Raw genomic sequence first — 25,592 nt, 5'->3', positions numbered from 1 at the left:
AAAGGATATTATGGCTGAAGAAAGAGTAGAACCAAAACCAATTGACCTTGGTGAATATAAATTTGGTTTCCATGACGATGTAGAGCCTGTCCTATCGACAGGAAAAGGATTGAACGAAGAAGTCATTCGCGAATTATCAGCTGCTAAGGGAGAACCTGAGTGGATGTTAGAATTCCGTTTGAAGTCTTATGAAACCTTCAAAAAAATGCCTATGCAAACCTGGGGAGCAGACTTGTCAGAGATTGACTTTGATGACTTGATCTATTACCAAAAACCATCTGATAAACCAGCCCGTTCTTGGGATGATGTACCTGAAAAGATTAAAGAAACCTTTGAACGTATCGGTATTCCAGAAGCTGAACGTGCTTATCTGGCAGGAGCTTCTGCCCAGTATGAGTCAGAAGTGGTTTACCATAATATGAAGGAAGAGTTCCAGAAATTGGGTATTATCTTTACAGATACGGATTCTGCCCTCAAGGAATACCCAGACTTGTTTAAACAATACTTTGCTAAGTTGGTACCACCGACTGATAACAAGTTGGCGGCCCTCAACTCAGCAGTATGGTCGGGTGGAACCTTTATCTACGTGCCAAAAGGTGTCAAGGTAGATATTCCACTTCAAACCTACTTCCGTATCAACAACGAAAATACAGGTCAGTTCGAACGTACCTTGATTATCGTTGATGAGGGAGCAAGCGTCCACTACGTAGAAGGATGTACAGCACCAACATATTCAAGTAATAGCCTGCACGCTGCTATTGTAGAAATTTTCGCTTTGGACGGAGCTTATATGCGTTATACAACCATCCAAAACTGGTCTGACAACGTTTATAACTTGGTAACAAAACGTGCCAAAGCCTTGAAAGATGCGACTGTTGAGTGGATTGATGGAAACTTGGGTGCTAAAACAACCATGAAATACCCGTCTGTTTACCTTGATGGAGAAGGAGCGCGTGGAACCATGCTCTCTATCGCCTTTGCCAATGCAGGGCAACACCAAGACACGGGGGCTAAGATGATCCACAACGCCCCACATACAAGCTCGTCTATCGTGTCTAAATCCATCGCTAAAGGCGGCGGAAAGGTGGACTACCGTGGACAAGTAACCTTTAACAAGAACTCTAAGAAATCTGTTTCCCACATCGAGTGTGATACCATTATCATGGATGACTTGTCAGCATCAGATACCATTCCGTTTAATGAAATTCACAACTCGCAAGTTGCTTTGGAACACGAGGCCAAGGTATCTAAGATTTCAGAGGAACAACTCTACTACCTCATGAGCCGAGGTTTGTCAGAATCTGAGGCAACCGAGATGATTGTCATGGGATTTGTGGAGCCCTTCACAAAAGAACTTCCAATGGAATACGCAGTTGAGCTAAACCGCTTGATTAGCTATGAAATGGAAGGGTCTGTTGGGTAAGAATATGCAGAATCTGAACAGAAATCCTTTCTGTTCAGAATTTTTTTCAAAAAAGAGTCTAATAAATATTCACAAAAGTGCTTTTATATGGTAAAATAAAACAATTACATTTAGTGGAGAAGAAGAATGAATATTTTTAGAACCAAGGATGTTAGTCTGAGACAGACAGAAATGCATCGCCATTTGAAATTGTGGGATTTGATTCTTCTAGGGATTGGTGCCATGGTGGGGACAGGAATTTTCACCATTACAGGAACAGCAGCGGCTACCCTAGCTGGTCCAGCACTAGTGATTTCCATTGTGATTTCTGCCCTGTGTGTTTCTTTATCAGCCCTCTTTTTCGCAGAATTTGCCTCTCGTGTGCCTGCAACTGGTGGTGCTTATAGTTATCTCTATGCGATTCTAGGAGAATTGCCAGCCTGGATTGCTGGTTGGTTGACCATCATGGAATTCATGACGGCTGTTTCAGGTGTGGCGTCTGGCTGGGCAGCTTACTTTAAGGGATTGCTCAGTAATTATGGTATCTCCATGCCGCAAGCCTTGAATGGAACCTTTAACCCTGAACAAGGTACCTATATCGATCTTATGCCTATTTTAGTACTGACTTTGGTAACGGGATTGGTTTTATTAAATTCCAGGGCAGCTTTGCGATTTAATTCGCTTTTAGTGGTCTTAAAATTCTCAGCTCTCGCCTTATTTATCCTAGTTGGTATTTGGTACATCAAGCCAGAAAATTGGACAAATTTTGCTCCATTTGGTTTTGGTCAACTATATGGTGGAAGTACTGGAATTATGGCGGGTGCATCTTTGATGTTCTTTGGTTTTCTCGGATTTGAGTCTATTTCCATGGCAGTTGATGAAATTCAAATTCCGCAAAAAAATATTCCTCGCGGAATTGTCCTTTCTCTGACAATCGTCACCATTCTCTATGCCTTGGTAACCTTAGTATTGACAGGGATTGTTCACTACAGTAAGCTCAATGTGGACGATGCAGTAGCATTTTCATTACGGAGTATTGGTATCAGCTGGGCGGCAAATTATGTTTCGCTTGTAGCCATTCTAACCCTGATAACCGTATGTATCTCCATGACTTACGCTTTGTCTCGGATGATTTATAGTTTAGCACGTGATGGACTTTTACCCCAAAGTTTCAAACAATTAAGCAAGACTAGTCGTGTTCCTAAAAATGCGACCCTCTTAACAGGAGTTGCTTCAGCCATTGCTGCAGGAGTGTTTCCTCTAGCCAGTATTGCAGCCTTCTTAAATATCTGTACGCTAGCTTATCTCATTTTGCTAGCCTACGGAATAATAAAACTCAGAAAGGATAAGGGTATGCCGAAAGAGGGAGAGTTTAAAACTCCCTTGGTACCACTTTTGCCAATTCTTTCCATTCTTATCTGTGTTTCCTTTATGCTTCAATATAGTTTAGATACCTGGATTGCCTTTAGCATCGCTCTTGTAGTTGGTCTAGTCATTTACTTTACTTACGGGTTCCGCCATTCAACCCTCGCAGAAGAAGAATAAAAGCTGGGAATTCCCAGCTTTTTTAATCTTTCACATAAGTGAATCCTTCACCCAGAATTTCATGAGCCTCAGTGATGGTGATAAAGGCTTGAGGATCAATTTTGTGAATCATATCTTTCATTTTAACGATTTCGTTTCGACCGACGATACAGTAGATAATTTTTAAATCCTTTTTGCTGTAGTAGCCTTGACCAGATATAAAGGTAACGCCACGTCCGAGTTCATCGTTAATCTCTTTGGCCAATTGATCAGGATATTGGGTAATAATCATAAATCCTTTACCAGCATAACCTCCTTCGCCGATCAAGTCGATAACACGAGCGATGATAAAGTCAAACAAGAGAGTATAGGTAACGAGACGGAGATCCTGGAAGATAATCAAAATCAACATTAGGATAAAAAAGTCAATCCCAAAAAGCAATTTACCAATCGAAATATTAGTGTATTTGTTGAGGATACGGGCAACGATATCAGAGCCACCAGTGGTTCCACCAGCATTAAAGATAATTCCTAAACCAACCCCCAGTAAGACTCCTGAGACTAAAGCGACAATGATGAGATCCCCTTGCAAGTCGATGTGCAAAGGAATGCGCTCAAAGATTGCTAGCCAAACGGAAAGTGAAATGGATCCTAGAAGGCTAGAGTAGAGGGTCTTAGGTCCAAATATTTTCCAAGCCAGGATAAATAAAGGGATATTAATTAAGAGGTTCATCAATGAGACAGGAATCTTAAAAAGATAGTAGGTAATCAAGGTAATACCTGTCGCCCCTCCCTCAAATAAATGATAAGGAACAACAAAGTAGGTAAGACCGAAGGCATAGATAGCAGCTCCAAGAATAATGGTGATAATCGGTTGAAGTTTTCGAATCATGGCTGTTCCTCACTTTTCTATAGATAAATTATACCAAAAATTCAGTTCTTTTCATCGGATCACTTATGATTTTTTATCATTTTTTTGATATAATAAAGGAGAAAATCCCAATCCTATCGAGAAGAATAGAAAGATTGAATTATGACACAAGTAAAAATTGTAACGGACTCTTCTGTTACTATCGAACCAGAAGTAGTTAAAGAATTAAATATCACTGTTGTCCCTCTATCAGTTATGATTGATAGTGTGCTTTATTCGGATGCAGATTTGAAAGAGGGAGAATTCCTTCATCTTATGCAACAAAGTAAGAATCTGCCTAAAACAAGCCAGCCCCCTGTGGGAGTGTTTGCTGAGGTCTTTGAAGAACTAGGTAAAGATGGCAGTCAAATTATCGCCATTCACATGTCCCATGCCTTGTCTGGAACTGTGGAAGCTGCTCGCCAAGGGGCCAGCCTCTCAACTGCTGATGTAACAGTTATTGATAGTTCTTTTACAGATCAAGCAATGAAGTTCCAAGTTGTTGAAGCCGCAAAACTTGCTAAAGAAGGTAAAGACTTAGAAACGATCTTAGCTCATGTAGAGGACGTCAAAAATCATACAGAACTCTATATCGGTGTTTCGACGCTAGAAAACTTAGTTAAGGGTGGTCGTATTGGACGTGTGACAGGATTACTAAGCTCACTCTTGAATATTCGTGTAGTAATGCAGATGAAAAACCACGAACTCCAACCAATCGCCAAAGGACGTGGAGCGAAAACTTTCAAAAAGTGGCTTGAGGAATTAACCAATACTCTTTCCCAAAAATCAGTTGCAGAAATTGGAATTTCCTATGCTGGAACGAACGAATGGGCGAATGAGATGAAGGCATTATTGCAACCTTATGTTGAGAAGCCAATCTCTGTATTGGAAACTGGCTCTATTATTCAAACTCATACTGGAGAGAATGCTTGGGCGATTCTAATTCGCTACAATTCCTAAAAAAATAGAGAAAAAATGGTCAAAATAGTGTTTTTGACTTGACCTATAGCCGATTTTAGGATATGATTATATTTGTTAATTAGAAATTATTTGGAGGATTTGTTAACATGGCAAACAAACAAGATTTGATCGCTAAAGTAGCAGAAGCTACAGAATTGACTAAGAAAGATTCAGCAGCAGCAGTTGACGCTGTATTTGCAGCAGTAACTGAATACCTTGCAGCTGGTGAAAAAGTTCAATTGATCGGTTTCGGTAACTTTGAAGTTCGTGAGCGTGCTGCACGTAAAGGTCGCAACCCACAAACTGGTAAAGAAATCAAAATCGCAGCTTCTAAAGTACCAGCATTCAAAGCTGGTAAAGCTCTTAAAGACGCTGTTAAATAATGAATTTTCAAAAAGCCTATTGTATCAAGCTTCATTGCTTGGTCGATAGGCTTTTTTTGTTTATTTGAAAAGTTGAGTTATGATTCTGTGCAAAAAGAAAAAGGTTCCCATGTTTGAGAACCTTCTTTTCATTAGTTTTTAGAAGCTGCTTGGAATTCAGGGTTTTTCCATGCTTCATCAATGATAGCTTGCAATTCTTTAGCAGATGCTTGCATTTTTTGAGTTTCAGCGTCGTTCAATGGAATGTTTACTGGACGAACAATACCGTGTGCACCAACAACAGCTGGTTGACCGATAAAGACGTTTTTAACACCGTATTGACCTTCTTGGAAGACTGAAAGTGGAAGTACTGCATTTTCGTCATCAAGAATTGCTTTTGTGATACGAGCAAGTGCTACTGCGATACCGTAGTATGTAGCTCCTTTTTTGTTAATGATTGTGTAAGCAGCGTCACGAACACCTTCGAACAATTCAATCAATTCAGCTTCTTGAACGTTTTGAGTGTCTTTAAGGAATTCCTCAAGGTTTACACCAGCGATGTTAGCATGTGACCAAACCGCAAACTCAGAATCTCCGTGTTCACCCATGATGTAGGCGTGAACGGAACGAGCATCAACATCCAATTTTTCAGCAAGTGCTTGACGGAAACGTGCTGAGTCAAGTGAAGTACCTGAACCGATAACACGTTCTTTAGGGAATCCAGAGAATTTCCAAGTTGAGTAAGTCAAAACGTCAACTGGGTTAGCTGCAACAAGGAAGATACCATCGAAACCTGATTCAACAACTTGTGTTACGATTGATTTGTTGATAGCCAAGTTTTTACCTACAAGGTCAAGGCGAGTTTCACCTGGTTTTTGAGGAGCACCTGCAGTGATAACAACAAGGTCAGCGTCTGCACAGTCAGAGTATTGAGCAGCGTAGATTTTTTTAGGTGAAGTGAAGGCAAGGGCGTGGCTAAGGTCAAGCGCATCACCAACAGCTTTTTCGTGTAATTGTGGAATTTCGATAATTCCAAGCTCTTGTGCAATTCCTTGGTTAACAAGTGCGAAAGCATAAGATGAACCTACGGCACCGTCACCAACAAGGATCACTTTTTTGTGTTGTTTAGTTGAAGTCATTATCTAAACATCTCCTTCATTTTTTTTAGGGGAATCCCCAGACAATTTCATTCTATCACTTTTGAAAAGCTTTGTCACGAATATTCTATTCGGTTATCGATGTAAACGTTTTAGTGGTTTCAGAAGGCTGAAATGAAGGACAAATTATGGTATAATATATCTAATTACTAATAGTGAAATGAGGCATTTATGAATGCAGGATAGAAATTTAGTGAATGTCAATCTGACAAAGGAGATGAAGACTAGCTTTATCGATTACGCCATGAGTGTTATCGTAGCGCGGGCTCTTCCTGATGTTCGAGACGGTTTAAAACCTGTTCACCGCCGTATTCTTTATGGAATGAATGAACTAGGTGTTACACCAGACAAACCTCATAAAAAATCAGCCCGTATTACAGGGGATGTTATGGGTAAATACCACCCGCACGGAGATTCCTCTATTTACGAAGCCATGGTTCGTATGGCCCAGTGGTGGAGCTACCGTTACATGCTTGTTGATGGGCATGGAAACTTTGGTTCTATGGACGGGGATGGTGCTGCCGCGCAACGGTACACTGAGGCACGTATGAGCAAGATTGCTCTGGAAATGCTTCGTGACATCAATAAAAACACAGTTGATTTCGTAGATAACTACGATGCTAACGAACGTGAACCCTTGGTTTTGCCTGCTCGTTTTCCAAACCTTTTGGTCAATGGAGCAACGGGTATCGCTGTTGGGATGGCAACCAATATTCCACCTCACAACTTGGGTGAAACCATTGATGCAGTGAAGTTGGTTATGGATAATCCTGAAGTGACGACTAAGGACTTGATGGAAGTCTTGCCTGGTCCAGATTTTCCGACTGGTGCTCTTGTTATGGGGAAATCAGGTATTCATAAGGCTTATGAGACTGGTAAAGGTTCCATTGTCCTTCGTTCTCGTACAGAGATTGAAACCACTAAGACGGGTCGTGAGCGTATCGTTGTAACGGAATTCCCTTATATGGTTAATAAAACCAAGGTACATGAGCATATTGTTCGCTTGGTTCAGGAAAAACGAATTGAGGGCATTACAGCCGTACGTGATGAGTCCAACCGTGAAGGCGTCCGCTTTGTAATCGAGGTTAAACGCGACGCGTCTGCCAACGTTATCCTTAACAACCTCTTCAAGATGACCCAGATGCAAACCAATTTTGGTTTCAACATGTTGGCGATTCAAAATGGTGTGCCAAAAATCTTGTCCCTTCGTCAAATTTTGGATGCTTATATCGAACACCAAAAAGAAGTGGTTGTTCGCCGTACTCGTTTTGACAAGGAAAAAGCCGAAGCGCGTGCGCACATCTTAGAAGGTCTTTTAATTGCACTTGACCATATCGATGAAGTGATTCGTATCATTCGTGCCAGTGAAACAGATGCGGAAGCGCAAGCTGAGTTGATGAGCAAGTTCAAGCTTTCTGAACGTCAAAGTCAAGCCATCCTTGATATGCGTCTTCGTCGTTTGACAGGATTGGAACGTGATAAGATTCAGTCTGAATATGATGAGTTGATTGCCTTGATTGCAGATTTGGCTGATATTCTTGCCAAACCTGAACGCGTGGCGCAAATTATCAAAGAGGAATTGGACGAAGTCAAACGCAAGTTTGGTGACAAGCGTCGTACGGAGTTGATGGTCGGAGAAGTCTTAACTCTTGAAGATGAAGATTTGATTGAAGAAACGGATGTCTTGATTACCCTTTCTAATAAGGGCTATATCAAACGTTTGGACCAAGGTGAATTCACTGCTCAAAAACGTGGTGGCCGTGGAGTTCAAGGTACGGGAGTTAAGGATGATGACTTTGTGCGTGAGTTGGTTTCAACCAGCACCCATGATCATCTGCTCTTCTTTACCAATAAAGGACGCGTATACCGACTAAAAGGTTATGAAATCCCTGAATACGGTCGTACTGCTAAGGGCTTGCCAGTTGTCAATCTATTGAAGTTGGACGAAGGTGAGAGTATTCAGACCATCATCAACGTTGAGTCTGAACGTAGTGATGACGCTTATCTCTTCTTTACAACTCGTCATGGTGTCGTGAAGAGAACCAGTGTCAAAGAGTTTGCTAACATTCGTCAAAATGGACTTAAAGCTTTGAATCTTAAGGATGAAGACGAATTGATTAATGTCTTGCTGACAGAAGAAGATATGGATATTATCATAGGTACCAAGTTTGGTTATGCCGTTCGCTTTAATCAATCAGCTGTTCGTGGCATGAGCCGTATCGCGACAGGTGTCCGAGGAGTCAATCTTCGTGAGGGTGACACAGTAGTTGGTGCTAGCGTGATTACAAACCAAGACGAAGTTCTTATCATCACTGAAAAAGGATATGGTAAACGTACACTAGCTACTGAATATCCTACTAAAGGCCGTGGTGGTAAAGGGATGAAAACTGCCAATGTTGCTGAGAAGAATGGTCCTCTGGCAGGTCTCCTCACTGTTAAGGGAGATGAAGACCTGATGATTATCACAGATACAGGTATCATGATCCGTACTAACGTTGCCAATATTTCACAAACTGGACGCTCAACTATGGGAGTTAAGGTGATGCGTCTAGATCAGGATGCTAAGATTGTGACCTTTACAACGGTTGCTGCGGCAGAAAAAGAAGAAGTTGGGACTGAAATTGAAACAGAAGGTGAAGTATAATGTCTCATAAAAAAACGAAAAATAAGAAGAATAAGCGCAGAAATCTATTTATTAATATTTTAGCAGGTTTCTTAATTCTTTTATCGCTAGCTTTAATTTTTAATTCAAAGATTCGCGATATCTTTTTGGTCTGGAATACCAATAAATACCAAGTCAATCAAGTCACTAAGGAAAATATAGATGAAAATCTAAAAACCGAAGGGAATTTTGATTTTGACTCTGTTAAGTCTATTTCATCCGAAGCTGTATTGGCTTCACAATGGGATGCTCAGAAACTTCCCGTTATTGGAGGTATTGCTATTCCCGAAGTGGAGATAAACTTACCGATTTTTAAAGGTTTGGATAATGTAAACTTGTTCTACGGAGCAGGGACCATGAAACCAGATCAAAAAATGGGAGAAGGGAACTATTCTCTAGCAAGTCACCATATCTTTACTGCTGAAAATGCCAGTCAAATGCTCTTCTCACCTTTGGTCAATGCCAAAGCGGGTATGAAAATTTATCTGACGGATAAGGATAAAGTTTATACTTATGAGATTACAGAAGTAAAACGTGTTACACCAGACCGTGTAGACGAAATCGATGATCGTATTGGTGTGCAGGAGATTACTTTGGTTACTTGTGTTGATTATAATGAGACCGAGCGTATAATCGTCAAAGGAATCTTCAAAGACTCAAAGGCTTATTCTGAGACTTCTGAGGATATTTTGAAGGCCTTTAATCAACCGTATAGACAACGATATTAATTATGAATGAACCAGTGAAGTGCTATTTCACTGGTTTTTTATATGAACAAATAGAATCAAAATAGTTCATATGAAAAAGGTTTGTAAGCCTTACGATATAGATTTTTAAGATAAATATTTTAGAAATTTACGGAAAACGCTTTCTAGAAAACAAGAATTATGTTATAATTATCACAAATAAAAGTTTAGGAGTTTTTTATGGTCTCTTCAGAATTTATTTCAAAGATTGAATTTGCTTGTAAGAAGAAAGAGAGTCTTTATAGCCAAAGTAAGTTTAAGTATGCGATTCGTTCCATGTTTGCAGGTGCCTTTTTAACATTTAGTACGGCTGCGGGTGCGGTTGGGGCTGACTTGATAAATAAAATTGCTCCAGGTAGTGGACGTTTCCTCTTCCCATTTGTTTTTGCTTGGGGATTGGCCTACATTGTTTTCTTGAATGCTGAGCTGGTAACTTCGAATATGATGTTTTTGACAGCTGGTAGTTTCTTGAAAAAAATCTCTTGGAGAAAAACAGCTGAGATTTTACTTTACTGTACCTTGTTCAACCTTATCGGAGCTTTGATAGCAGGTTGGGGCTTTGCCCACTCAGCAGCCTATGCAAATCTAACACATGATAGCTTCATTTCAGGGGTTGTAGAGATGAAGTTAGGTCGTTCCAATGAGTTAGTCTTACTTGAAGGTATTTTAGCCAATATCTTTGTAAACATTGCCATTCTTTCATTTGTTTTGGTGAAAGACGGTGGCGCCAAACTTTGGCTTGTTTTGTCAGCAATTTACATGTTTGTATTCTTAACAAACGAACACATTGCTGCGAACTTTGCTTCTTTTGCGATTGTTAAGTTTAGTGTTGCTGCTGATTCAATTGCTAACTTTGACATACCTAATATTCTTCGTCACTGGGGTGTAACCTTTGTCGGGAACTTTATCGGAGGAGGTCTCTTGATGGGCTTGCCATACGCCTTCCTCAATAAAAACGAAGATACTTATGTAGATTAAAAAACGGGCACGAGTTATATCGTGCTTTTTTGTTTGATGTGTAAGACTAGCCATAGTTATTCCTTATATCAAAATATAGAAAAACGGTATTGGAAAAGGCTAGCCTAAGATGATACAATATCCCTAATGAAGCTATTTGGAGGTCGTCATATGACTCGTGATTTTAAATTTGAAACTCTACAATTACATGCTGGGCAAGTAGTTGATCCAGCGACCAAGTCTCGTGCAGTACCGATTTATCAAACAACATCCTTCGTTTTTGATGACACGCAAGAAGGTGCCGATTTGTTTGCCTTGAGAAAACCAGGCAATATCTATACTCGTATTACCAACCCTACAACAGCAGCCTTTGAGGAAAGAATCGCTGCTCTTGAAGGTGGTGTTGGAGCGCTAGCGACAGCATCAGGTATGGCTGCTGTAACCTACACTATTTTGGCGCTTGCTCACGCAGGTGACCATGTGGTGGCTGCGTCAACTATTTACGGTGGGACCTTCAACCTCTTGAAAGAAACCCTTCCTCGTTATGGGATCACAACAACCTTTGTCGATGTGGATAATTTGGAGGAAGTAGAAGCAGCTATCAATGACAATACCAAACTTGTCTTGATTGAAACCTTGGGGAATCCCTTGATTAACATTCCTGACTTAGAAAAATTGGCTGAGATTGCGCATAAGCACAATATTCCTCTCATTTCAGACAACACTTTTGCCACACCATATTTGATTAACGTCTTCTCTCACGGTGTAGATATTTCCATTCACTCAGCAACTAAGTTTATCGGTGGGCATGGTACGACTATTGGTGGAGTGATTGTCGACAGTGGTCGTTTTGACTGGGAGGCTTCAGGGAAGTTCCCTCAATTTGTTGAGGAAGACCCAAGTTACCACAACTTGAGCTATACTCGTGATGTGGGTGCTGCAGCCTTTATTATCGCTGTTCGTGTTCAATTGCTCCGTGATACAGGTGCTGCCTTGTCGCCATTTAATGCCTTTCTCTTGCTCCAAGGGCTTGAAACTCTCTCTCTTCGTGTCGAACGCCATGTGCAAAATGCAGAGAAAATTGTTGATTTCCTTGTCAACCATCCTAAGGTAGAGAAGGTTAATTATCCAAAACTTGCTGACAGTCCATATCATGCTTTGGCTGAGAAATACTTGCCAAAAGGTGTGGGTTCAATCTTTACCTTCCATGTCAAAGGTGGAGAAACAGAAGCTCGCAAGGTAATTGATAATTTGGAAATCTTCTCTGACCTTGCAAACGTGGCAGATGCCAAATCGCTTGTTGTTCATCCAGCGACAACCACTCACGGTCAGTTGTCAGAAAAAGATCTAGAAGCAGCAGGTGTCACACCAAACCAAATCCGCTTGTCGATCGGTCTTGAAAATGTAGAGGATTTGATTGAAGATTTGCGCTTGGCCTTGGAAAAAATTTAAAGTAACAGATATAAACAGTGGGTTTCGACTCGCTGTTTTTGATTTTTCCTCAGGCATGATATAATGGTTACAGAAGTCTAGAAAGAGGAAAGTTATGAACGAAATCAAATGTCCCAACTGTGGGGAAGTCTTTACAGTAAATGAAAGTCAGTATGCCGAACTCTTATCCCAAGTGAGAACTGCCGAGTTTGATAAGGAATTACACGATCGCATGAAGCAGGAGCTGGCCTTGGCTGAGCAAAAGGCCATGAATGAGCAACAGACTAAACTGGCTCAAAAAGACCAAGAAATTGCGCAACTGCAGAGTCAAATCCAAAACTTTGATACAGAGAAAGAGTTGGCCAAGAAAGAAGTTGAACAGACAAGTCATCAGGCTTTATTGGCAAAGGACAAGGAACTACAGGCCTTGGAAAACCAATTGGCCACCTTGCGTTTGGAGCATGAAAATCAACTGCAAAAGACCCTTTCTGATTTAGAAAGAGAGCGTGATCAGGTCAAAAACCAGCTCCTCTTGCAAGAAAAGGAAAATGAGCTGTCTTTGGCTTCTGTTAAGCAAAATTACGAAGCCCAGCTTAAGGCTGCCAGTGAACAGGTCGAATTCTACAAGAATTTCAAGGCTCAACAATCTACAAAATCCATTGGAGAAAGTCTTGAACAGTATGCAGAGAGTGAGTTTAACAAGGTACGTAGTTTCGCCTTTCCAAATGCCTATTTTGAGAAGGATAACAAGGTCTCTGCGCGTGGGTCTAAGGGTGACTTTATCTTCCGTGAATGTGATGAAAATGGGGTCGAAATTATTTCCATCATGTTTGAAATGAAAAATGAAGCGGACGGAACTGAGAAGAAGCACAAGAATGCAGATTTTTACAAGGAATTGGACAAGGACCGTCGGGAGAAGAACTGTGAGTATGCCGTTTTGGTGACCATGCTAGAGGCCGATAACGACTACTTTAACACAGGGATTGTGGACGTTAGTCACGAGTATGAAAAGATGTATGTGGTCCGTCCTCAATTCTTTATTCAGTTGATTGGGCTTTTGCGTAATGCGGCGCTTAATTCCCTCAAGTACAAGCAGGAGTTGGCCTTGGTTCGCGAGCAGAATATCGATATTACACATTTTGAGGAAGACTTAGATGCCTTCAAAGTAGCTTTTGCCAAAAACTACAACTCTGCTTCAACCAACTTTGGTAAAGCAATCGATGAAATCGATAAAGCCATTAAGCGTATGGAAGAGGTTAAGAAATTCCTAACCACATCTGAAAATCAACTTCGTCTTGCAAATAATAAACTGGAAGATGTTTCAGTAAAAAAATTGACCCGAAAAAATCCAACCATGAAAGCGAAATTTGAAGCGCTGAAGGGGGAGTGAGATTACCTTAACAACAGGAGTTACTATGAAAAAATCTTTGAAATTCTCGGAAATTTATATTGCTTATTTACCATTAGTTGTATTTTTTCTTAATCTCCTATATGGTCTTTTAAATATTGAAGGCGTAGGCGATACTGACTCAAGATATAATTTATTCTTTGCTATTTTTGGATTTATTCCAACTACATTCGGTTATGGAATTAGTTTTTTGGCTAATCTTCTGGTGGGGATATCTTATGTGCGAAAAGCAAAAAATGAATCGAAACGCATCATTGCTTTTCTATTGCTTGGAAATATTTTTTTAGCAATTTTTCTGATGTTTTTGCTAAGATTTAAAATGATCGTTTCCTTTGACTTTATAAAAGATATTGACCTTTGGAGTTTCATTTTTTCATTATTTTTATTTCCGTATTTAGATTGGATTTATCAAAAGGAAGACTATAATCCAAAATTAAGTCGCAAGTTACTCATTCTATTTTTGATTGGTATTTTTTCTCCATTTGTAGGAAGTAGAATTCAAATCCACTTTAGAAATAATGCTAAAGTTCAACAATTAAAAGAGTTTTATTCTTCTAGGGGAATGAATTATGATGTCGCTCTTAAAAGCGTAAAAATAGAAAGTAACGTTTCAGATATTAGTATTTTTGAAGTATCCGATAATGGAATGACTATCCAAGTAGGTGCTAAGTACATTCGTCAAAAATTAACACAGGTCAGTTTCATTAATGAGAATTATGGTTTTAAAGAATTCTTGAGGCTTTCTGCATCGAGCCAAGAGGCACAGACAGTTCTGAATGATTTTAAATCAGCTGTAGAAAGTGCAATACAAAAGAAAGGATATGATTTAGTAGTTATTGATGATAAAGAACAGCCATTAGCTAGCCCTGGTTTTAAAATATCAAATTCATATAGGATAACTCCTTTAATAAAAGAAAAGGCTCTTCAAAATCAAAATTCATTCAGTAAAGAAAAACAAGCTTTTAGAGGATATGCGACTCTTTCTGTTAAAGACTTTATGAAGGAGGGAGCACTTTGCTTGCATTTAACACTTAGCAAAAGCAACCTATTGGAACTAGGAGATATTGATTTTTCAAGCTTTCCAGATGGATATTACAACATAAATGCTGACTACTTTTCGGTTGTTAATGGAAAATATAAACAGCTTGAAAAGGATGATAATTTTGAATATATTTTACCAATTGAGTCGGGTAAACTATTTTACTCTGAGGATTTATATGATATTAAAAAAATTGATTTAAACAATGAGGAATAGAAGTGAAAGGAAATTAGAAAGCAACACATGAACGGTATTATCAACTTAAAAAAAGAAGCGGGGATGACCTCGCATGATGCGGTTTTTAAGCTGCGCAAGATTTTGGGAACCAAGAAAATTGGTCATGGTGGGACCTTGGATCCAGATGTGGTGGGTGTTTTGCCCATTGCGGTTGGCAAGGCGACCCGCATGGTCGAATTTATGCAGGATGAGGGCAAGGTCTATGAGGGGGAGATCACTCTTGGTTATTCAACGACGACTGAGGATGCCAGCGGAGAAGTGGTCGCAGAGACACCCGTTTTTTCTCCCTTGGGTGAAACCATTGTCGATGAAGCGATTGCGAGTCTGACCGGACCTATTACCCAGATTCCGCCTATGTATTCGGCTGTCAAGGTTAATGGTCGCAAGCTCTATGAGTATGCGCGTGCTGGTCAGGAAGTGGAGCGTCCAGAACGTCAGGTGACTATTTATCAATTTGAGCGGACTAGTTCGATTTCTTATGAGGATCACCTCGCACGTTTTACATTTCGTGTGAAATGCAGTAAGGGGACTTATATCCGTACCTTATCAGTTGACTTGGGAGAGAAGCTGGGTTATGCGGCCCATATGTCCCATTTGACTCGGACGAGTGCAGCAGGTTTACAACTGGAGGATGCTCTTACCTTGGACGAAATTGCTGAAAAAGTCGAGGCTGGTCAACTGGACTTTCTCCATCCTCTTGAAATTGGAACAGGGGACCTTGTTAAAGTTATCCTAACTCCAGAAGAGGCTACAGAAGTGCGCTTTGGTCGTTTTATCGAGTTAGACCAAACAGAACAAGAATTGGCTGCTTTTGAAGGTGATAAATTGCTTGCCGTTTTAGAAAAAAGGGACAATTTCTACAAACCAAGAAAGGTTTTTGGCTAGTCTAACTGGAGTGTGGGGATGGATTTGTTTCCCCTAGACTATCCAAATCAGACTATAAATTTTGTAAAAAATGTGATAGAATAGACGACGGATAAAAAAACGGAGGATAGCATGCAAAATAGACCAATCATTATCGGAGTGACAGGTGGTTCTGGTGGTGGTAAGACCAGTGTTTCAAGAGCCATTTTATCGCATTTTCCTGATGAAAAGATTTCCATGATTGAGCATGATTCATACTACAAGGATCAGTCTCATTTGACCTTTGAAGAGCGTGTCAAAACTAACTATGACCATCCATTTGCCTTTGATACAGACTTGATGATCGAGCAGATTAAGGAATTGTTGGCAGGGCGCCCGGTGGATATTCCAACTTATGACTATACAGAGCATACGCGGAGTAGCAAGACCTATCGTCAGGAGCCTCAGGATGTCTTTATCGTTGAGGGGATTCTGGTCTTGGAGGACAAGCGCCTGCGCGATTTGATGGATATCAAGATTTTTGTGGATACAGATGATGATGTGCGCATTATTCGTCGTATCAAGCGAGATATGGAGGAGCGTGGACGTAGTCTGGATAGCGTGATTGACCAATATCTAGGTGTGGTAAAACCTATGTACCACCAGTTTATTGAGCCGACCAAACGGTATGCCGATATCGTCATTCCTGAAGGGGTCAGCAATACCGTTGCTATCGACCTTTTGACCACCAAAATTGCAAAGATTTTGGAAGAAGCACGAAACAGCAAATAATCAGATGAGGAGGCAATGCCTCCTTTTTCTATTTTTCCTTTAGTTTCAGTAGGAAAAAGGTGATTTTTAAGCATGTTTTTGGTATAATAATACCCATGGAAAAGCAAGAAAATGAATAGTAGGTGGAGATGGAAAAGTATTTATCGGTAACAACTTTGACCAAGTATCTGAAAATGAAATTCGATAAAGACCCTTACTTGGAACGGGTCTATTTAACTGGTCAAGTTTCCAACTTTCGTAAACGACCTACTCACCAATATTTCTCCTTAAAAGATGACCATGCAGTTGTTCAAGCGACCATATGGTCAGGGATCTATCAGAAATTAGGTTTCGACCTCGAAGAGGGAATGAAGATCAATGTAATTGGGCGTGTGCAGGTTTATGAACCCAGTGGGAGCTACTCTATCATCATTGAAAAGGCTGAGCCTGATGGAGTTGGGGCGCTTGCGATTCAGTTTGAACAACTCAAGAAAAAATTGACAGAAGAAGGCCTGTTTCAAGAACGCTTCAAGCAACCTCTTCCCCAGTTTGCTAAGCGTATCGGCGTAGTAACCAGTCGTAGTGGAGCTGTTATTCGAGATATCATCACGACCGTCAGTAGACGCTTTCCAGGTGTTGACATTCTTCTCTATCCGACTAAGGTGCAAGGTGATGGAGCTGCGGAGGAAATTGCTAGAAATATTGCGCGTGCCAATCAACGTGAGGACCTAGATATTCTCATCATTGGTCGTGGTGGTGGTTCCATCGAGGATCTCTGGGCTTTTAACGAAGAGATTGTGGTACGGGCTATTTTTGAATCCCGTTTGCCAATCATTTCTAGTGTGGGACATGAGACAGATGTGACCTTGGCGGATTTTGTGGCAGATAGACGGGCTGCAACGCCAACAGCTGCAGCTGAACTGGCAACACCTGTAACCAAGTTGGATCTTCTGACCCATTTGCAAAATCAAGAAAAGCGGATGGCGACAGCAGTTCAGAATGTCCTGTCAAGAAAAAAAGAAGCTCTGAAAAAATGCAGTCAGTCGGTCATCTTTAGACAGCCAGAGCGCTTGTATGACGGCTATTTGCAACGGTTGGATCAGCTGCAACTGCGATTAAAACAAAGTTTGCGAACACGGATTTCTGATAGCAAACAGCTAGTCCAAGCAAGGACGCATCAACTAGTCCAATTATCACCTGTTACCAAAATCCAGCGTTATCAAGACCGTCTAAGTCAGTTGGACAAGTTCCTACGCAGCCAAATGGCGCTGGTTTATGATGCCAAGGTTGCTGAAGTCAAGCGACTTTCAGAAGCTCTGCTGATGTTGGATACCAGTCGAATCGTAGCGCGTGGTTATGCTATTGTCAAAAAAGAAGAGTCCGTAGTCGATTCTGTTGAGATGTTGAATAAAAAAGACCAAGTGACGCTTTTGATGCGAGATGGTCAAGTAGAATTAGAGGTTAAAGATGTCAAAACAAAAGAAATTTGAGGAAAATCTAGCAGAACTGGAAACCATTGTCCAAAGTTTGGAAAATGGTGAAATCGCTCTAGAAGATGCAATTGCTGCTTTTCAAAAGGGCATGATCTTGTCAAAAGAGCTCCAAGCGACGTTGGACAAGGCTGAAAAGACCTTGGTTAAGGTCATGCAAGAAGACGGAACAGAAAGTGATTTTGAATGAAGAAGCAAGAAAAATTAGCTCTTGTCGAGTCTGCCTTGGAAGACTTTTATGGAGACCAGCAGTTTGCCTCTAGTTTGCGAGAGTCCGTTCTCTATTCCATTCATGCTGGTGGCAAGCGTATTCGGCCTTTTCTCTTGTTAGAAGTTCTGGAAGCCTTGCAGGTCGCTATTAAACCTGCTCACGCGCAGGTGGCCGCGGCCTTGGAAATGATTCATACAGGGAGCTTGATTCACGATGATCTTCCTGCTATGGATGATGACGATTACCGTCGAGGGCGTTTAACCAATCATAAGAAATTTGGCGAAGCGATGGCAATATTGGCAGGAGATGCCTTGTTCCTAGATCCCTATGCCTTAATAGCGCAGGCGGATTTGCCAAGTCAGATCAAGGTGGACTTGATTGCCAACTTATCCCTTGCATCAGGAAGTCTAGGCATGGTTGCAGGGCAGGTTTTAGATATGGAAGGCGAACACCAGCATTTGTCCTTGGAAGAACTCCAGACCATTCATGCCAATAAAACTGGAAAATTACTAGCCTATCCTTTCCAAGCCGCCGCTATCATAGCAGAATTAGCGCCAGAAATACAAGCAAAATTGAAAACGGTTGGTGAATTGATTGGGCTGGCCTTTCAAGTCAGAGATGATGTACTGGATGTGACAGCTAGTTTTGAGGAAATCGGCAAGACTCCACAAAAGGACTTGCAGGCTGAAAAATCAACCTATCCAGCCTTGTTGGGCTTGGAAGAGGCAATTGCCTTTTGTAACCAAACTCTGGATCAAGCCGAGGCTAAATTAGAAGAAATCGCCCAGCAAGTCAGCTTTGAAACAGCGCCGATTGTGAAAGTAGTAGAAAGTTTGAGAATCAATGGCTAAGGAAAGAGTGGACGTACTAGCTTATAAACAGGGTTTGTTTGAAACGCGTGAACAAGCCAAGCGCGGTGTTATGGCTGGGCTTGTTGTGGCTGTTCTTAATGGAGAACGCTTTGACAAACCAGGAGAGAAAATCCCAGATGACACTGAGCTAAAACTCAAGGGTGAAAAACTCAAGTATGTCAGTCGAGGTGGTCTAAAACTAGAGAAGGCCTTGCAGGTCTTTGATTTATCAGTGGATGGCGCAACCACGATTGATATTGGGGCCTCCACTGGAGGATTTACTGACGTCATGTTGCAAAATGGTGCTGAGTTGATCTTTGCAGTCGATGTTGGCACCAATCAGTTGGCTTGGAAATTACGCCAAGACCCGCGGGTTATCAGCATGGAGCAGTTTAATTTTCGTTACGCTGAAAAGACTGATTTTGAGCAGGAACCGAGCTTTGCCAGTATTGATGTGAGTTTCATTTCCCTCAGTCTGATTTTGCCTGCCTTGCATCGTGTCTTGGCTGATCAAGGTCAGGTGGTGGCACTTGTCAAACCCCAGTTTGAAGCAGGTCGTGAGCAGATTGGAAAGAATGGAATCATTCGAGATGCCAAGGTTCATCAAACTGTCCTTGAAGCTGTCACTGCTATGGCAGTTGAACAAGGTTTTTCAGTGCTTGGATTAGACTATTCACCAATCCAAGGTGGACATGGAAACATTGAATTTCTGGCATATTTGAAAAAGGAAGAGGGAGCAAGTAATCAAGTTGCCCCCGAAATAGAAAAAGTTGTAGAGAGAGCACATAGAGAATTTAAAGATGAATAAAAAAGAGAGACTTGAAAAAATTAGAAGATTTGTTACGGATTATCAGATCGGGACTCAGGAAGAAATCGTTGAGCATTTGAAGGAAGCAGGTATTTCTGCTACGCAAGCCACTGTCTCAAGGGACATCAAGGAGCTTGGGATTGTTAAAATTCCTTTGAAGAACAACACCTATATCTATGAGTTGCCAAAATCAATCGTCAAAAGTTTGCAGTTGGCTGAGGACAATATTGTGAGTTCTGAGTTAATGGGAAATATGATCAACCTTGCTGTCATTCCTGGAAATACTATTTTTGTGAAGAGTCAGTTGGTTGAGGCATTCTCTGAACAGATTTTTAGCTGTCTAGCTGATGATGATTCTATCTTAATTGTAGCTAGAACAGCAGAGGCAGCTGAAGAAATTGTTGAACAAGTCAAAAAATGGTAGGTCAGTATGTTACTTGAAATTTCGATAAAAAACTTTGCCATTATTGAGGCGATTTCCCTCAATTTTGAAAAGGGTATGACTGTTTTGACCGGGGAAACGGGTGCTGGAAAGTCTATCATTATCGACGCTATGAATCTCATGTTGGGAGCTAGAGCAACGACAGACGTTATTCGTCATGGTGCACAAAAAGCAGAGATCGAGGGGCTTTTCTCAGTTGAAAATAGTCGTCTTTTACAGGAACTTTTTGATGAGCAAGGTTTAGAATTGGGTGATGAAATTATCATCCGTCGGGAAATTTTGCAAAATGGTCGTAGTGTTAGTCGCGTGAATGGTCAGATGGTCAATCTTTCTGTCTTGCGTGCTATTGGGCAACACCTTGTGGATATCCATGGTCAGCATGACCAAGAGGAGTTAATGCGTTCTCAACTGCACATCCAGATGTTGGATGAGTTTGGTGATGCAGCTTTCTTGGAGCTGAAGGAGACCTATCAGACGAGCTTTGATGCCTATCGCAAAAAGCGTAAGCAGGTTCTAGAAGTCAAGAAAAACCAGCAGGAACATAAGGCTCGTATTGAGATGTTGGAATTTCAAATGGCAGAGATTGAGGCTGCAAACTTGCAAGCTGGTGAAGACTTGGCTCTCAACCAAGAACGTGATAAACTCCTCAATCATAAAAATATTGCGGATACGCTGACCAATGCCTATAGCATGTTAGACAATGAGGAATTCTCCAGTCTTGCTAATGTCCGTTCAGCCATGAATGACATGGAAAGTGTTGAAGAATACGACCCTGAATACCGTGAAATTTCAAGTTCTCTGTCAGAGACCTACTATGTTTTAGAAGATATTACAAAGCGTTTAGAAGATATTATTGAGGACTTGGATTTTGATGGCAATCGCCTCATGCAGGTTGAAAATCGCTTAGACCTTATAAATACTATTACCCGCAAGTATGGTGGAACTGTGGACGACGTTTTGCTTTATTTTGCCAAGATTACGGATGAGTACAATCTCTTGACTGGAAATAACCTTTCTTCCGAAGATATGGAAGCAGAGCTCAAGAAATTGGAAGTTAATCTTGTTGATTTGGCAGGGCAGCTTGCATCAGCTCGCCATGACTTGGCCCAGCAGCTTGAGGCAGAGATTAAACAAGAGCTGCAGGATCTCTATATGGAGAAGGCACAATTTCAGGTTCGCTTTAGTAAGAGTAAGTTCAGCCGTGAAGGAAATGAAGCAGTCGAATTTTACATTTCAACCAACCCTGGTGAAGACTTTAAGCCTTTGGTTAAGGTTGCGTCTGGAGGAGAATTGTCTCGTCTCATGCTAGCTATTAAGTCTGCTTTTTCTCGTAAGGAAGGTAAGACCAGTATTGTCTTTGATGAGGTGGATACGGGAGTTTCAGGTCGTGTTGCTCAAGCTATAGCTCAAAAGATTCACAAGATTGGCCAACATGGTCAGGTTTTAGCTATTTCTCACCTTCCACAAGTGATTGCCATCGCGGATTATCAATTCTTTATTGAGAAGATTAGCGATGAGCACTCAACGGTGTCTACGGTTCGTCTCTTGACTTTAGAAGAGCGCGTAGAGGAAGTAGCTAAAATGTTGGCTGGGGAGAATGTAACAGAGGCTGCCCTTACCCAAGCGAGAGAATTATTGCAAACGAGGGAGAAATAAATGACAGACTATTATGTAATTGGAGATGTCCATGGAAAAGCAGGTATGCTGGAAGACCTTCTCAAAACATGGGATGGTCACACCCGGTTGCTCTTTCTAGGGGATTTGATTGACCGAGGTGAAGATAGTCGCCGTGTTCTAGAAATGGTCAAAGACTTGGTCGACAATCAAGGGGCTATCTGTCTATCAGGAAACCACGAGTATATGTTTCTGACTTGGCTCGATGACCCAGAAGAAAGCTATGACCATTATCGTCGCAATGGTGGAGATACAACTATTAACTCTATCCTAGGTCGTCCCTTGGATGCACCAGTTGATGGCGTAGAAGATGCCAAGCGTGTTGCGACTGAAGCGGCAGACTTGGTCGAATTTATTCGTCAAATGCCATTTGTAGTAGAGACAGACAAGTATATCTTTGTTCATGCGGGTATTGACTTGACCTTGGAAGACTGGCATGAAACCACAGATTATAAGAAAGTCTGGCTCAGAAAGCCATTCCACGAAGCCGAAAATCATACTGGAAAAACTATTGTATTTGGGCATACACCAGTTTATGGTTTGCTCAAGCAAGACCGAGGTACTGCTGAGCTTTGGATAACAGAGGATGGCAAGATTGGCATGGATGGAGGAGCTGTCTATGGCGGTGTCCTTCATGGGATTGTCTTTACTGACCAAGGAATGACAGAACACCACTTTATCGAAAATGATGGCTTTATTGCCGAAGATTAGTACTCCTAGCAGGGTATGGTCTTGTCAAAATGTTAAAAACAATTTATAATTAATAGATACCCTGAAAGGAAGAGCATCATGAACTTAGAAGATTTGAAAAAACGACAGGAGAAGATTCGGAACTTCTCTATTATCGCCCATATTGACCATGGGAAATCAACCCTAGCAGACCGCATTTTGGAAAAGACGGAGACGGTTTCTAGTCGTGAAATGCAAGCCCAACTTCTGGATAGTATGGATCTTGAGCGTGAACGTGGGATTACCATTAAACTCAATGCCATTGAGCTCAATTATACTGCAAAAGATGGTGAGACCTATATTTTCCACTTGATTGACACACCTGGGCACGTGGACTTTACCTATGAAGTGTCGCGTTCTCTAGCTGCCTGTGAGGGAGCTATTCTGGTGGTCGATGCAGCCCAAGGGATTGAGGCTCAAACTCTTGCTAACGTTTATCTAGCCTTGGACAATGATTTGGAAATCTTGCCCGTCATTAACAAGATTGACCTACCAGCAGCTGATCCAGAGCGTGTGCGTACAGAGATTGAGGACGTCATTGGACTAGATGCCAGCGAAGCAGTCTTAGCTTCAGCCAAAGCTGGTATTGGTATTGAAGAAATTCTTGAGCAGATCGTTGAAAAAGTGCCAGCTCCTACTGGTGATGTTTCAGCTCCATTAAAAGCTTTGATTTTCGATTCCGTTTACGATGCTTATCGCGGGGTCATCCTCCAAGTGCGTGTTATGGACGGAGTGGTCAAACCTGGCGATAAGATTCAACTCATGAGCAATGGCAAGACCTTTGATGTGACGGAGGTCGGTATTTTCACGCCGAAAGCAGTTGGTCGTGATTTCCTTGCGACTGGTGACGTTGGTTATATTGCGGCTTCTATCAAGACGGTTCAAGATACCCGTGTGGGTGATACAGTGACCCTAGCAAGCAATCCTGCAGCAGAACCACTAGACGGCTACAAGCAGATGAATCCTATGGTCTTTGCAGGTCTCTATCCAATTGAGTCAAATAAGTACAATGACCTTCGTGAAGCCCTTGAAAAATTGCAGCTCAACGATGCCAGCTTGCAGTTTGAACCTGAAACGTCACAGGCTCTTGGATTTGGTTTCCGTTGTGGATTCCTTGGGCTTCTCCATATGGATGTTATCCAAGAACGTTTAGAGCGCGAGTTCAACATTGACCTCATCATGACAGCTCCATCAGTTATCTATAAGGTTAACCAGACTGATGGTGAGTCTATGGATGTGTCTAACCCCTCTGAATTTCCAGACCCAACCAAGATTGCGACTATTGAAGAGCCTTATGTCAAGGCGCAAATCATGGTACCGCAGGAGTTTGTTGGGGCAGTAATGGAATTGGCTCAACGCAAACGTGGGGACTTTGTGACCATGGACTATATTGATGACAATCGTGTGAATGTTATCTATCAAATTCCACTTGCTGAAATTGTCTTTGACTTCTTTGATAAGCTCAAGTCTTCGACACGTGGTTATGCAAGCTTTGACTATGAATTGTCAGAGTACCGTCCATCTAAGCTGGTCAAAATGGACATCCTTCTCAATGGTGATAAGGTGGATGCCCTCAGCTTTATCGTTCACAAGGATTTTGCCTACGAACGTGGGAAACTCATCGTGGATAAGCTCAAGAAAATCATCCCTCGTCAACAGTTTGAGGTACCGATTCAAGCAGCTATTGGGCACAAGATCGTGGCTCGAACGGATATCAAGGCCCTTCGTAAGAACGTACTTGCTAAGTGTTACGGTGGTGACGTTTCTCGTAAACGCAAACTCCTTGAAAAACAAAAAGCTGGTAAGAAACGCATGAAAGCTATCGGATCAGTAGAAGTCCCACAAGAAGCCTTCCTTAGCGTCTTAAGCATGGATGAAGAATAGAAATAGAAAACTAAACTCTTGGAGATTTTTCAAGAGTTTTTTCTATTTTTGATAAACGCAAGCTATCAAATACGAAAGCTGAATAAATGTAAAAATCAGATTATCATGTCTTCTTTTTATTATTTTTACGAATAGATAGATGAGTAGCAAAAGAAATGGAGTTGTATATGAAAATCACAAACTATGAGATTTACAAATTAAGAAAAGCAGGCTTGACCAATCAACAGATTTTAACTGTTCTTGAATATGACGAGACTGTAGAGCAGGAACTTTTGTTAGGAGATATTGCTGAAATCTCTGGTTGCCGCAATCCTGCTGTCTTTATGGAACGCTATTTCCAGATAGATGATGTGCAGTTGGAGAAGGAGTTTCAAAAATTTCCATCCTTCTCGATTCTAGACGACTGTTATCCTTGGGATCTGAGTGAGATTTATGACCCTCCAGCTCTTTTGTTTTATAAAGGGAATCTGGATTTACTGAAGTTTCCAAAGGTTGCTCTTGTAGGGAGTCGTTCTTGTTCCAGTCAAGGGGCAAAGTCGATCCAGAAAATTATCCAAGGTTTAGAAAACGAGTTAATCGTGGTTAGTGGATTAGCAAAAGGAATCGATACCGCTGCCCATATGGCTGCGCTCCAGAATGGAGGGAGAACGATTGCTGTCATTGGAACAGGATTGGATGTTTTTTATCCACGTGCTAATAAACGCTTGCAGGACTACATTGGAAATCATCATCTAGTGCTAAGTGAGTACGGTCCAGGTGAAGAACCCTTGAAATTTCACTTTCCAGCCCGTAATCGTATCATTGCAGGATTGTGTCGTGGAGTTATAGTAGCAGAGGCAAGAATGCGGTCTGGGAGTCTCATTACTTGTGAACGCGCGATGGAGGAAGGACGCGATGTTTTTGCCATTCCAGGAAACATTTTAGATGGCCATTCAGATGGCTGTCACCACCTGATTCAAGAGGGAGCAAAGCTGATTAGTAGCGGTCAAGATGTGCTGGCTGAGTTTGAATTTTAAGGAGAAATTGTTCATTCAGATAAACTTTTCTTCTATATATAGGAGTTAAGTCTTGACAGCTATAGAAAAATGGTTTAC

The 25,592-nt window shown here is 41.3% G+C and carries 23 protein-coding genes; 21 read left to right on the top strand and 2 right to left on the bottom strand.

The features are described from left to right. Positions 1-10: 10 nt before the first annotated feature. Complete coding sequence (gene sufB, locus ADM50_RS00750) at positions 11-1,423, top strand: Fe-S cluster assembly protein SufB (RefSeq protein ID WP_000797056.1); 1,413 nt, start codon at positions 11-13, stop codon at positions 1,421-1,423. Positions 1,424-1,549: 126 nt separating this feature from the next. Next, positions 1,550-2,947 carry an APC family permease gene (locus ADM50_RS00745; RefSeq protein WP_049484190.1) on the top strand — a complete coding sequence of 466 codons (1,398 nt, stop codon included), beginning with the start codon at positions 1,550-1,552 and terminating at the stop codon, positions 2,945-2,947. 22 nt (positions 2,948-2,969) lie between these two features. Here the strand turns inward: ADM50_RS00745 and ADM50_RS00740 are convergent, their stop codons facing one another. Continuing rightward, complete coding sequence (locus ADM50_RS00740) at positions 2,970-3,818, bottom strand: YitT family protein (RefSeq protein WP_000619787.1); 849 nt, start codon at positions 3,816-3,818, stop codon at positions 2,970-2,972. A gap of 141 nt (positions 3,819-3,959) precedes the next feature. Here ADM50_RS00740 and ADM50_RS00735 point away from each other — a divergent pair, with 141 nt between their 5' ends. Further along, complete coding sequence (locus ADM50_RS00735; RefSeq protein ID WP_000195456.1) at positions 3,960-4,796, top strand: DegV family protein; 837 nt, start codon at positions 3,960-3,962, stop codon at positions 4,794-4,796. A 107-nt stretch (positions 4,797-4,903) separates the two neighbouring features. Further along, the gene (locus tag ADM50_RS00730; RefSeq protein WP_001284636.1) at positions 4,904-5,179 is read left to right on the top strand and encodes an HU family DNA-binding protein; all 276 of its coding nucleotides are present in this window, start codon (positions 4,904-4,906) and stop codon (positions 5,177-5,179) included. A gap of 131 nt (positions 5,180-5,310) precedes the next feature. On the opposite strand, the gene ADM50_RS00725 is transcribed toward ADM50_RS00730, so the two are convergent. Next, positions 5,311-6,297 carry an L-lactate dehydrogenase gene (locus tag ADM50_RS00725; protein ID WP_000204722.1) on the bottom strand — a complete coding sequence of 329 codons (987 nt, stop codon included), beginning with the start codon at positions 6,295-6,297 and terminating at the stop codon, positions 5,311-5,313. A 193-nt stretch (positions 6,298-6,490) separates the two neighbouring features. Between ADM50_RS00725 and gyrA the strand changes: the two genes are divergently transcribed. The 17 genes from gyrA to dprA all read left to right on the top strand — a co-directional run bounded on the left by gyrA (position 6,491) and on the right by dprA (position 25,514). Further along, entirely contained in the window at positions 6,491-8,959 is a 2,469-nt protein-coding gene (gyrA, locus tag ADM50_RS00720) for a DNA gyrase subunit A (RefSeq protein ID WP_049484189.1), read from the top strand. Continuing rightward, positions 8,959-9,705: a class A sortase gene (locus tag ADM50_RS00715; RefSeq protein ID WP_000018506.1), complete on the top strand. Its 747-nt coding sequence runs from the start codon at positions 8,959-8,961 to the stop codon at positions 9,703-9,705. Before gyrA ends, ADM50_RS00715 begins: the two co-directional genes overlap by 1 nt. A gap of 198 nt (positions 9,706-9,903) precedes the next feature. Next, positions 9,904-10,701: a formate/nitrite transporter family protein gene (locus ADM50_RS00710; RefSeq protein ID WP_000254787.1), complete on the top strand. Its 798-nt coding sequence runs from the start codon at positions 9,904-9,906 to the stop codon at positions 10,699-10,701. Between the two features lie 150 nt (positions 10,702-10,851). After that, positions 10,852-12,132: an O-acetylhomoserine aminocarboxypropyltransferase/cysteine synthase family protein gene (locus ADM50_RS00705; protein WP_049484188.1), complete on the top strand. Its 1,281-nt coding sequence runs from the start codon at positions 10,852-10,854 to the stop codon at positions 12,130-12,132. 94 nt (positions 12,133-12,226) lie between these two features. Next, positions 12,227-13,501, top strand: a complete 1,275-nt coding sequence (locus ADM50_RS00700) for a DUF2130 domain-containing protein (protein WP_049484187.1) — start codon at positions 12,227-12,229, stop codon at positions 13,499-13,501. 25 nt (positions 13,502-13,526) lie between these two features. Then, on the top strand, positions 13,527-14,774 hold the full coding sequence (locus ADM50_RS00695) for a glutamyl-tRNA amidotransferase (RefSeq protein ID WP_049484186.1): 1,248 nt from the start codon (positions 13,527-13,529) through the stop codon (positions 14,772-14,774). Between the two features lie 27 nt (positions 14,775-14,801). Beyond that, positions 14,802-15,680 (top strand): tRNA pseudouridine(55) synthase TruB, encoded by an 879-nt coding sequence (gene truB, locus ADM50_RS00690; RefSeq protein ID WP_049484185.1) that lies wholly within the window; start codon positions 14,802-14,804, stop codon positions 15,678-15,680. Between the two features lie 111 nt (positions 15,681-15,791). Next, positions 15,792-16,430, top strand: coding sequence for a uridine kinase (udk, locus tag ADM50_RS00685; protein ID WP_001181376.1), 639 nt, complete (start codon positions 15,792-15,794; stop codon positions 16,428-16,430). Between the two features lie 128 nt (positions 16,431-16,558). Beyond that, positions 16,559-17,899, top strand: a complete 1,341-nt coding sequence (gene xseA / locus ADM50_RS00680) for an exodeoxyribonuclease VII large subunit (protein WP_049484184.1) — start codon at positions 16,559-16,561, stop codon at positions 17,897-17,899. After that, positions 17,877-18,089, top strand: coding sequence for an exodeoxyribonuclease VII small subunit (locus ADM50_RS00675; protein WP_033629613.1), 213 nt, complete (start codon positions 17,877-17,879; stop codon positions 18,087-18,089). Before xseA ends, ADM50_RS00675 begins: the two co-directional genes overlap by 23 nt. After that, positions 18,086-18,961, top strand: coding sequence for a polyprenyl synthetase family protein (locus ADM50_RS00670; RefSeq protein ID WP_049484183.1), 876 nt, complete (start codon positions 18,086-18,088; stop codon positions 18,959-18,961). Before ADM50_RS00675 ends, ADM50_RS00670 begins: the two co-directional genes overlap by 4 nt. Further along, positions 18,954-19,769, top strand: coding sequence for a TlyA family RNA methyltransferase (locus ADM50_RS00665; RefSeq protein WP_049484182.1), 816 nt, complete (start codon positions 18,954-18,956; stop codon positions 19,767-19,769). The genes ADM50_RS00670 and ADM50_RS00665 overlap by 8 nt, the downstream gene beginning before the upstream one ends. Next, entirely contained in the window at positions 19,762-20,193 is a 432-nt protein-coding gene (locus ADM50_RS00660; protein ID WP_001034390.1) for an arginine repressor, read from the top strand. Before ADM50_RS00665 ends, ADM50_RS00660 begins: the two co-directional genes overlap by 8 nt. A 6-nt stretch (positions 20,194-20,199) precedes the next feature. Beyond that, a complete protein-coding gene (gene recN, locus ADM50_RS00655; RefSeq protein WP_049484181.1) occupies positions 20,200-21,867 on the top strand; it encodes a DNA repair protein RecN in 1,668 nt (555 codons plus the stop codon). Continuing rightward, entirely contained in the window at positions 21,868-22,596 is a 729-nt protein-coding gene (locus ADM50_RS00650) for a metallophosphoesterase family protein (RefSeq protein ID WP_049484180.1), read from the top strand. It abuts the gene before it with no gap. Positions 22,597-22,674: 78 nt separating this feature from the next. Beyond that, a complete protein-coding gene (lepA, locus tag ADM50_RS00645; RefSeq protein WP_001047156.1) occupies positions 22,675-24,498 on the top strand; it encodes a translation elongation factor 4 in 1,824 nt (607 codons plus the stop codon). A 167-nt stretch (positions 24,499-24,665) separates the two neighbouring features. Continuing rightward, the gene (dprA, locus tag ADM50_RS00640; protein WP_049484179.1) at positions 24,666-25,514 is read left to right on the top strand and encodes a DNA-processing protein DprA; all 849 of its coding nucleotides are present in this window, start codon (positions 24,666-24,668) and stop codon (positions 25,512-25,514) included. Positions 25,515-25,592 lie beyond the last annotated feature (78 nt).

It is taken from the genome of Streptococcus oralis (assembly GCF_001075675.1).
GTDB classification, from domain to species: Bacteria; Bacillota; Bacilli; order Lactobacillales; family Streptococcaceae; genus Streptococcus; species Streptococcus oralis_V.
This window is presented reverse-complemented; position numbering and strand designations above follow the sequence as displayed.

Excerpts from the sequence above, each read along its gene's own strand:
- sufB (WP_000797056.1), top strand. The coding sequence starts at position 11 with ATGGCTGAAGAAAGAGTAGAACCAAAACCAATTGACCTTGGTGAATAT.
- ADM50_RS00745 (WP_049484190.1), top strand. The coding sequence starts at position 1,550 with ATGAATATTTTTAGAACCAAGGATGTTAGTCTGAGACAGACAGAAATG.
- ADM50_RS00740 (WP_000619787.1), bottom strand. The coding sequence starts at position 3,818 with ATGATTCGAAAACTTCAACCGATTATCACCATTATTCTTGGAGCTGCT.
- ADM50_RS00735 (WP_000195456.1), top strand. The coding sequence starts at position 3,960 with ATGACACAAGTAAAAATTGTAACGGACTCTTCTGTTACTATCGAACCA.
- ADM50_RS00730 (WP_001284636.1), top strand. The coding sequence starts at position 4,904 with ATGGCAAACAAACAAGATTTGATCGCTAAAGTAGCAGAAGCTACAGAA.
- ADM50_RS00725 (WP_000204722.1), bottom strand. The coding sequence starts at position 6,297 with ATGACTTCAACTAAACAACACAAAAAAGTGATCCTTGTTGGTGACGGT.
- gyrA (WP_049484189.1), top strand. The coding sequence starts at position 6,491 with ATGCAGGATAGAAATTTAGTGAATGTCAATCTGACAAAGGAGATGAAG.
- ADM50_RS00715 (WP_000018506.1), top strand. The coding sequence starts at position 8,959 with ATGTCTCATAAAAAAACGAAAAATAAGAAGAATAAGCGCAGAAATCTA.
- ADM50_RS00710 (WP_000254787.1), top strand. The coding sequence starts at position 9,904 with ATGGTCTCTTCAGAATTTATTTCAAAGATTGAATTTGCTTGTAAGAAG.
- ADM50_RS00705 (WP_049484188.1), top strand. The coding sequence starts at position 10,852 with ATGACTCGTGATTTTAAATTTGAAACTCTACAATTACATGCTGGGCAA.
- ADM50_RS00700 (WP_049484187.1), top strand. The coding sequence starts at position 12,227 with ATGAACGAAATCAAATGTCCCAACTGTGGGGAAGTCTTTACAGTAAAT.
- ADM50_RS00695 (WP_049484186.1), top strand. The coding sequence starts at position 13,527 with ATGAAAAAATCTTTGAAATTCTCGGAAATTTATATTGCTTATTTACCA.
- truB (WP_049484185.1), top strand. The coding sequence starts at position 14,802 with ATGAACGGTATTATCAACTTAAAAAAAGAAGCGGGGATGACCTCGCAT.
- udk (WP_001181376.1), top strand. The coding sequence starts at position 15,792 with ATGCAAAATAGACCAATCATTATCGGAGTGACAGGTGGTTCTGGTGGT.
- xseA (WP_049484184.1), top strand. The coding sequence starts at position 16,559 with ATGGAAAAGTATTTATCGGTAACAACTTTGACCAAGTATCTGAAAATG.
- ADM50_RS00675 (WP_033629613.1), top strand. The coding sequence starts at position 17,877 with ATGTCAAAACAAAAGAAATTTGAGGAAAATCTAGCAGAACTGGAAACC.
- ADM50_RS00670 (WP_049484183.1), top strand. The coding sequence starts at position 18,086 with ATGAAGAAGCAAGAAAAATTAGCTCTTGTCGAGTCTGCCTTGGAAGAC.
- ADM50_RS00665 (WP_049484182.1), top strand. The coding sequence starts at position 18,954 with ATGGCTAAGGAAAGAGTGGACGTACTAGCTTATAAACAGGGTTTGTTT.
- ADM50_RS00660 (WP_001034390.1), top strand. The coding sequence starts at position 19,762 with ATGAATAAAAAAGAGAGACTTGAAAAAATTAGAAGATTTGTTACGGAT.
- recN (WP_049484181.1), top strand. The coding sequence starts at position 20,200 with ATGTTACTTGAAATTTCGATAAAAAACTTTGCCATTATTGAGGCGATT.
- ADM50_RS00650 (WP_049484180.1), top strand. The coding sequence starts at position 21,868 with ATGACAGACTATTATGTAATTGGAGATGTCCATGGAAAAGCAGGTATG.
- lepA (WP_001047156.1), top strand. The coding sequence starts at position 22,675 with ATGAACTTAGAAGATTTGAAAAAACGACAGGAGAAGATTCGGAACTTC.
- dprA (WP_049484179.1), top strand. The coding sequence starts at position 24,666 with ATGAAAATCACAAACTATGAGATTTACAAATTAAGAAAAGCAGGCTTG.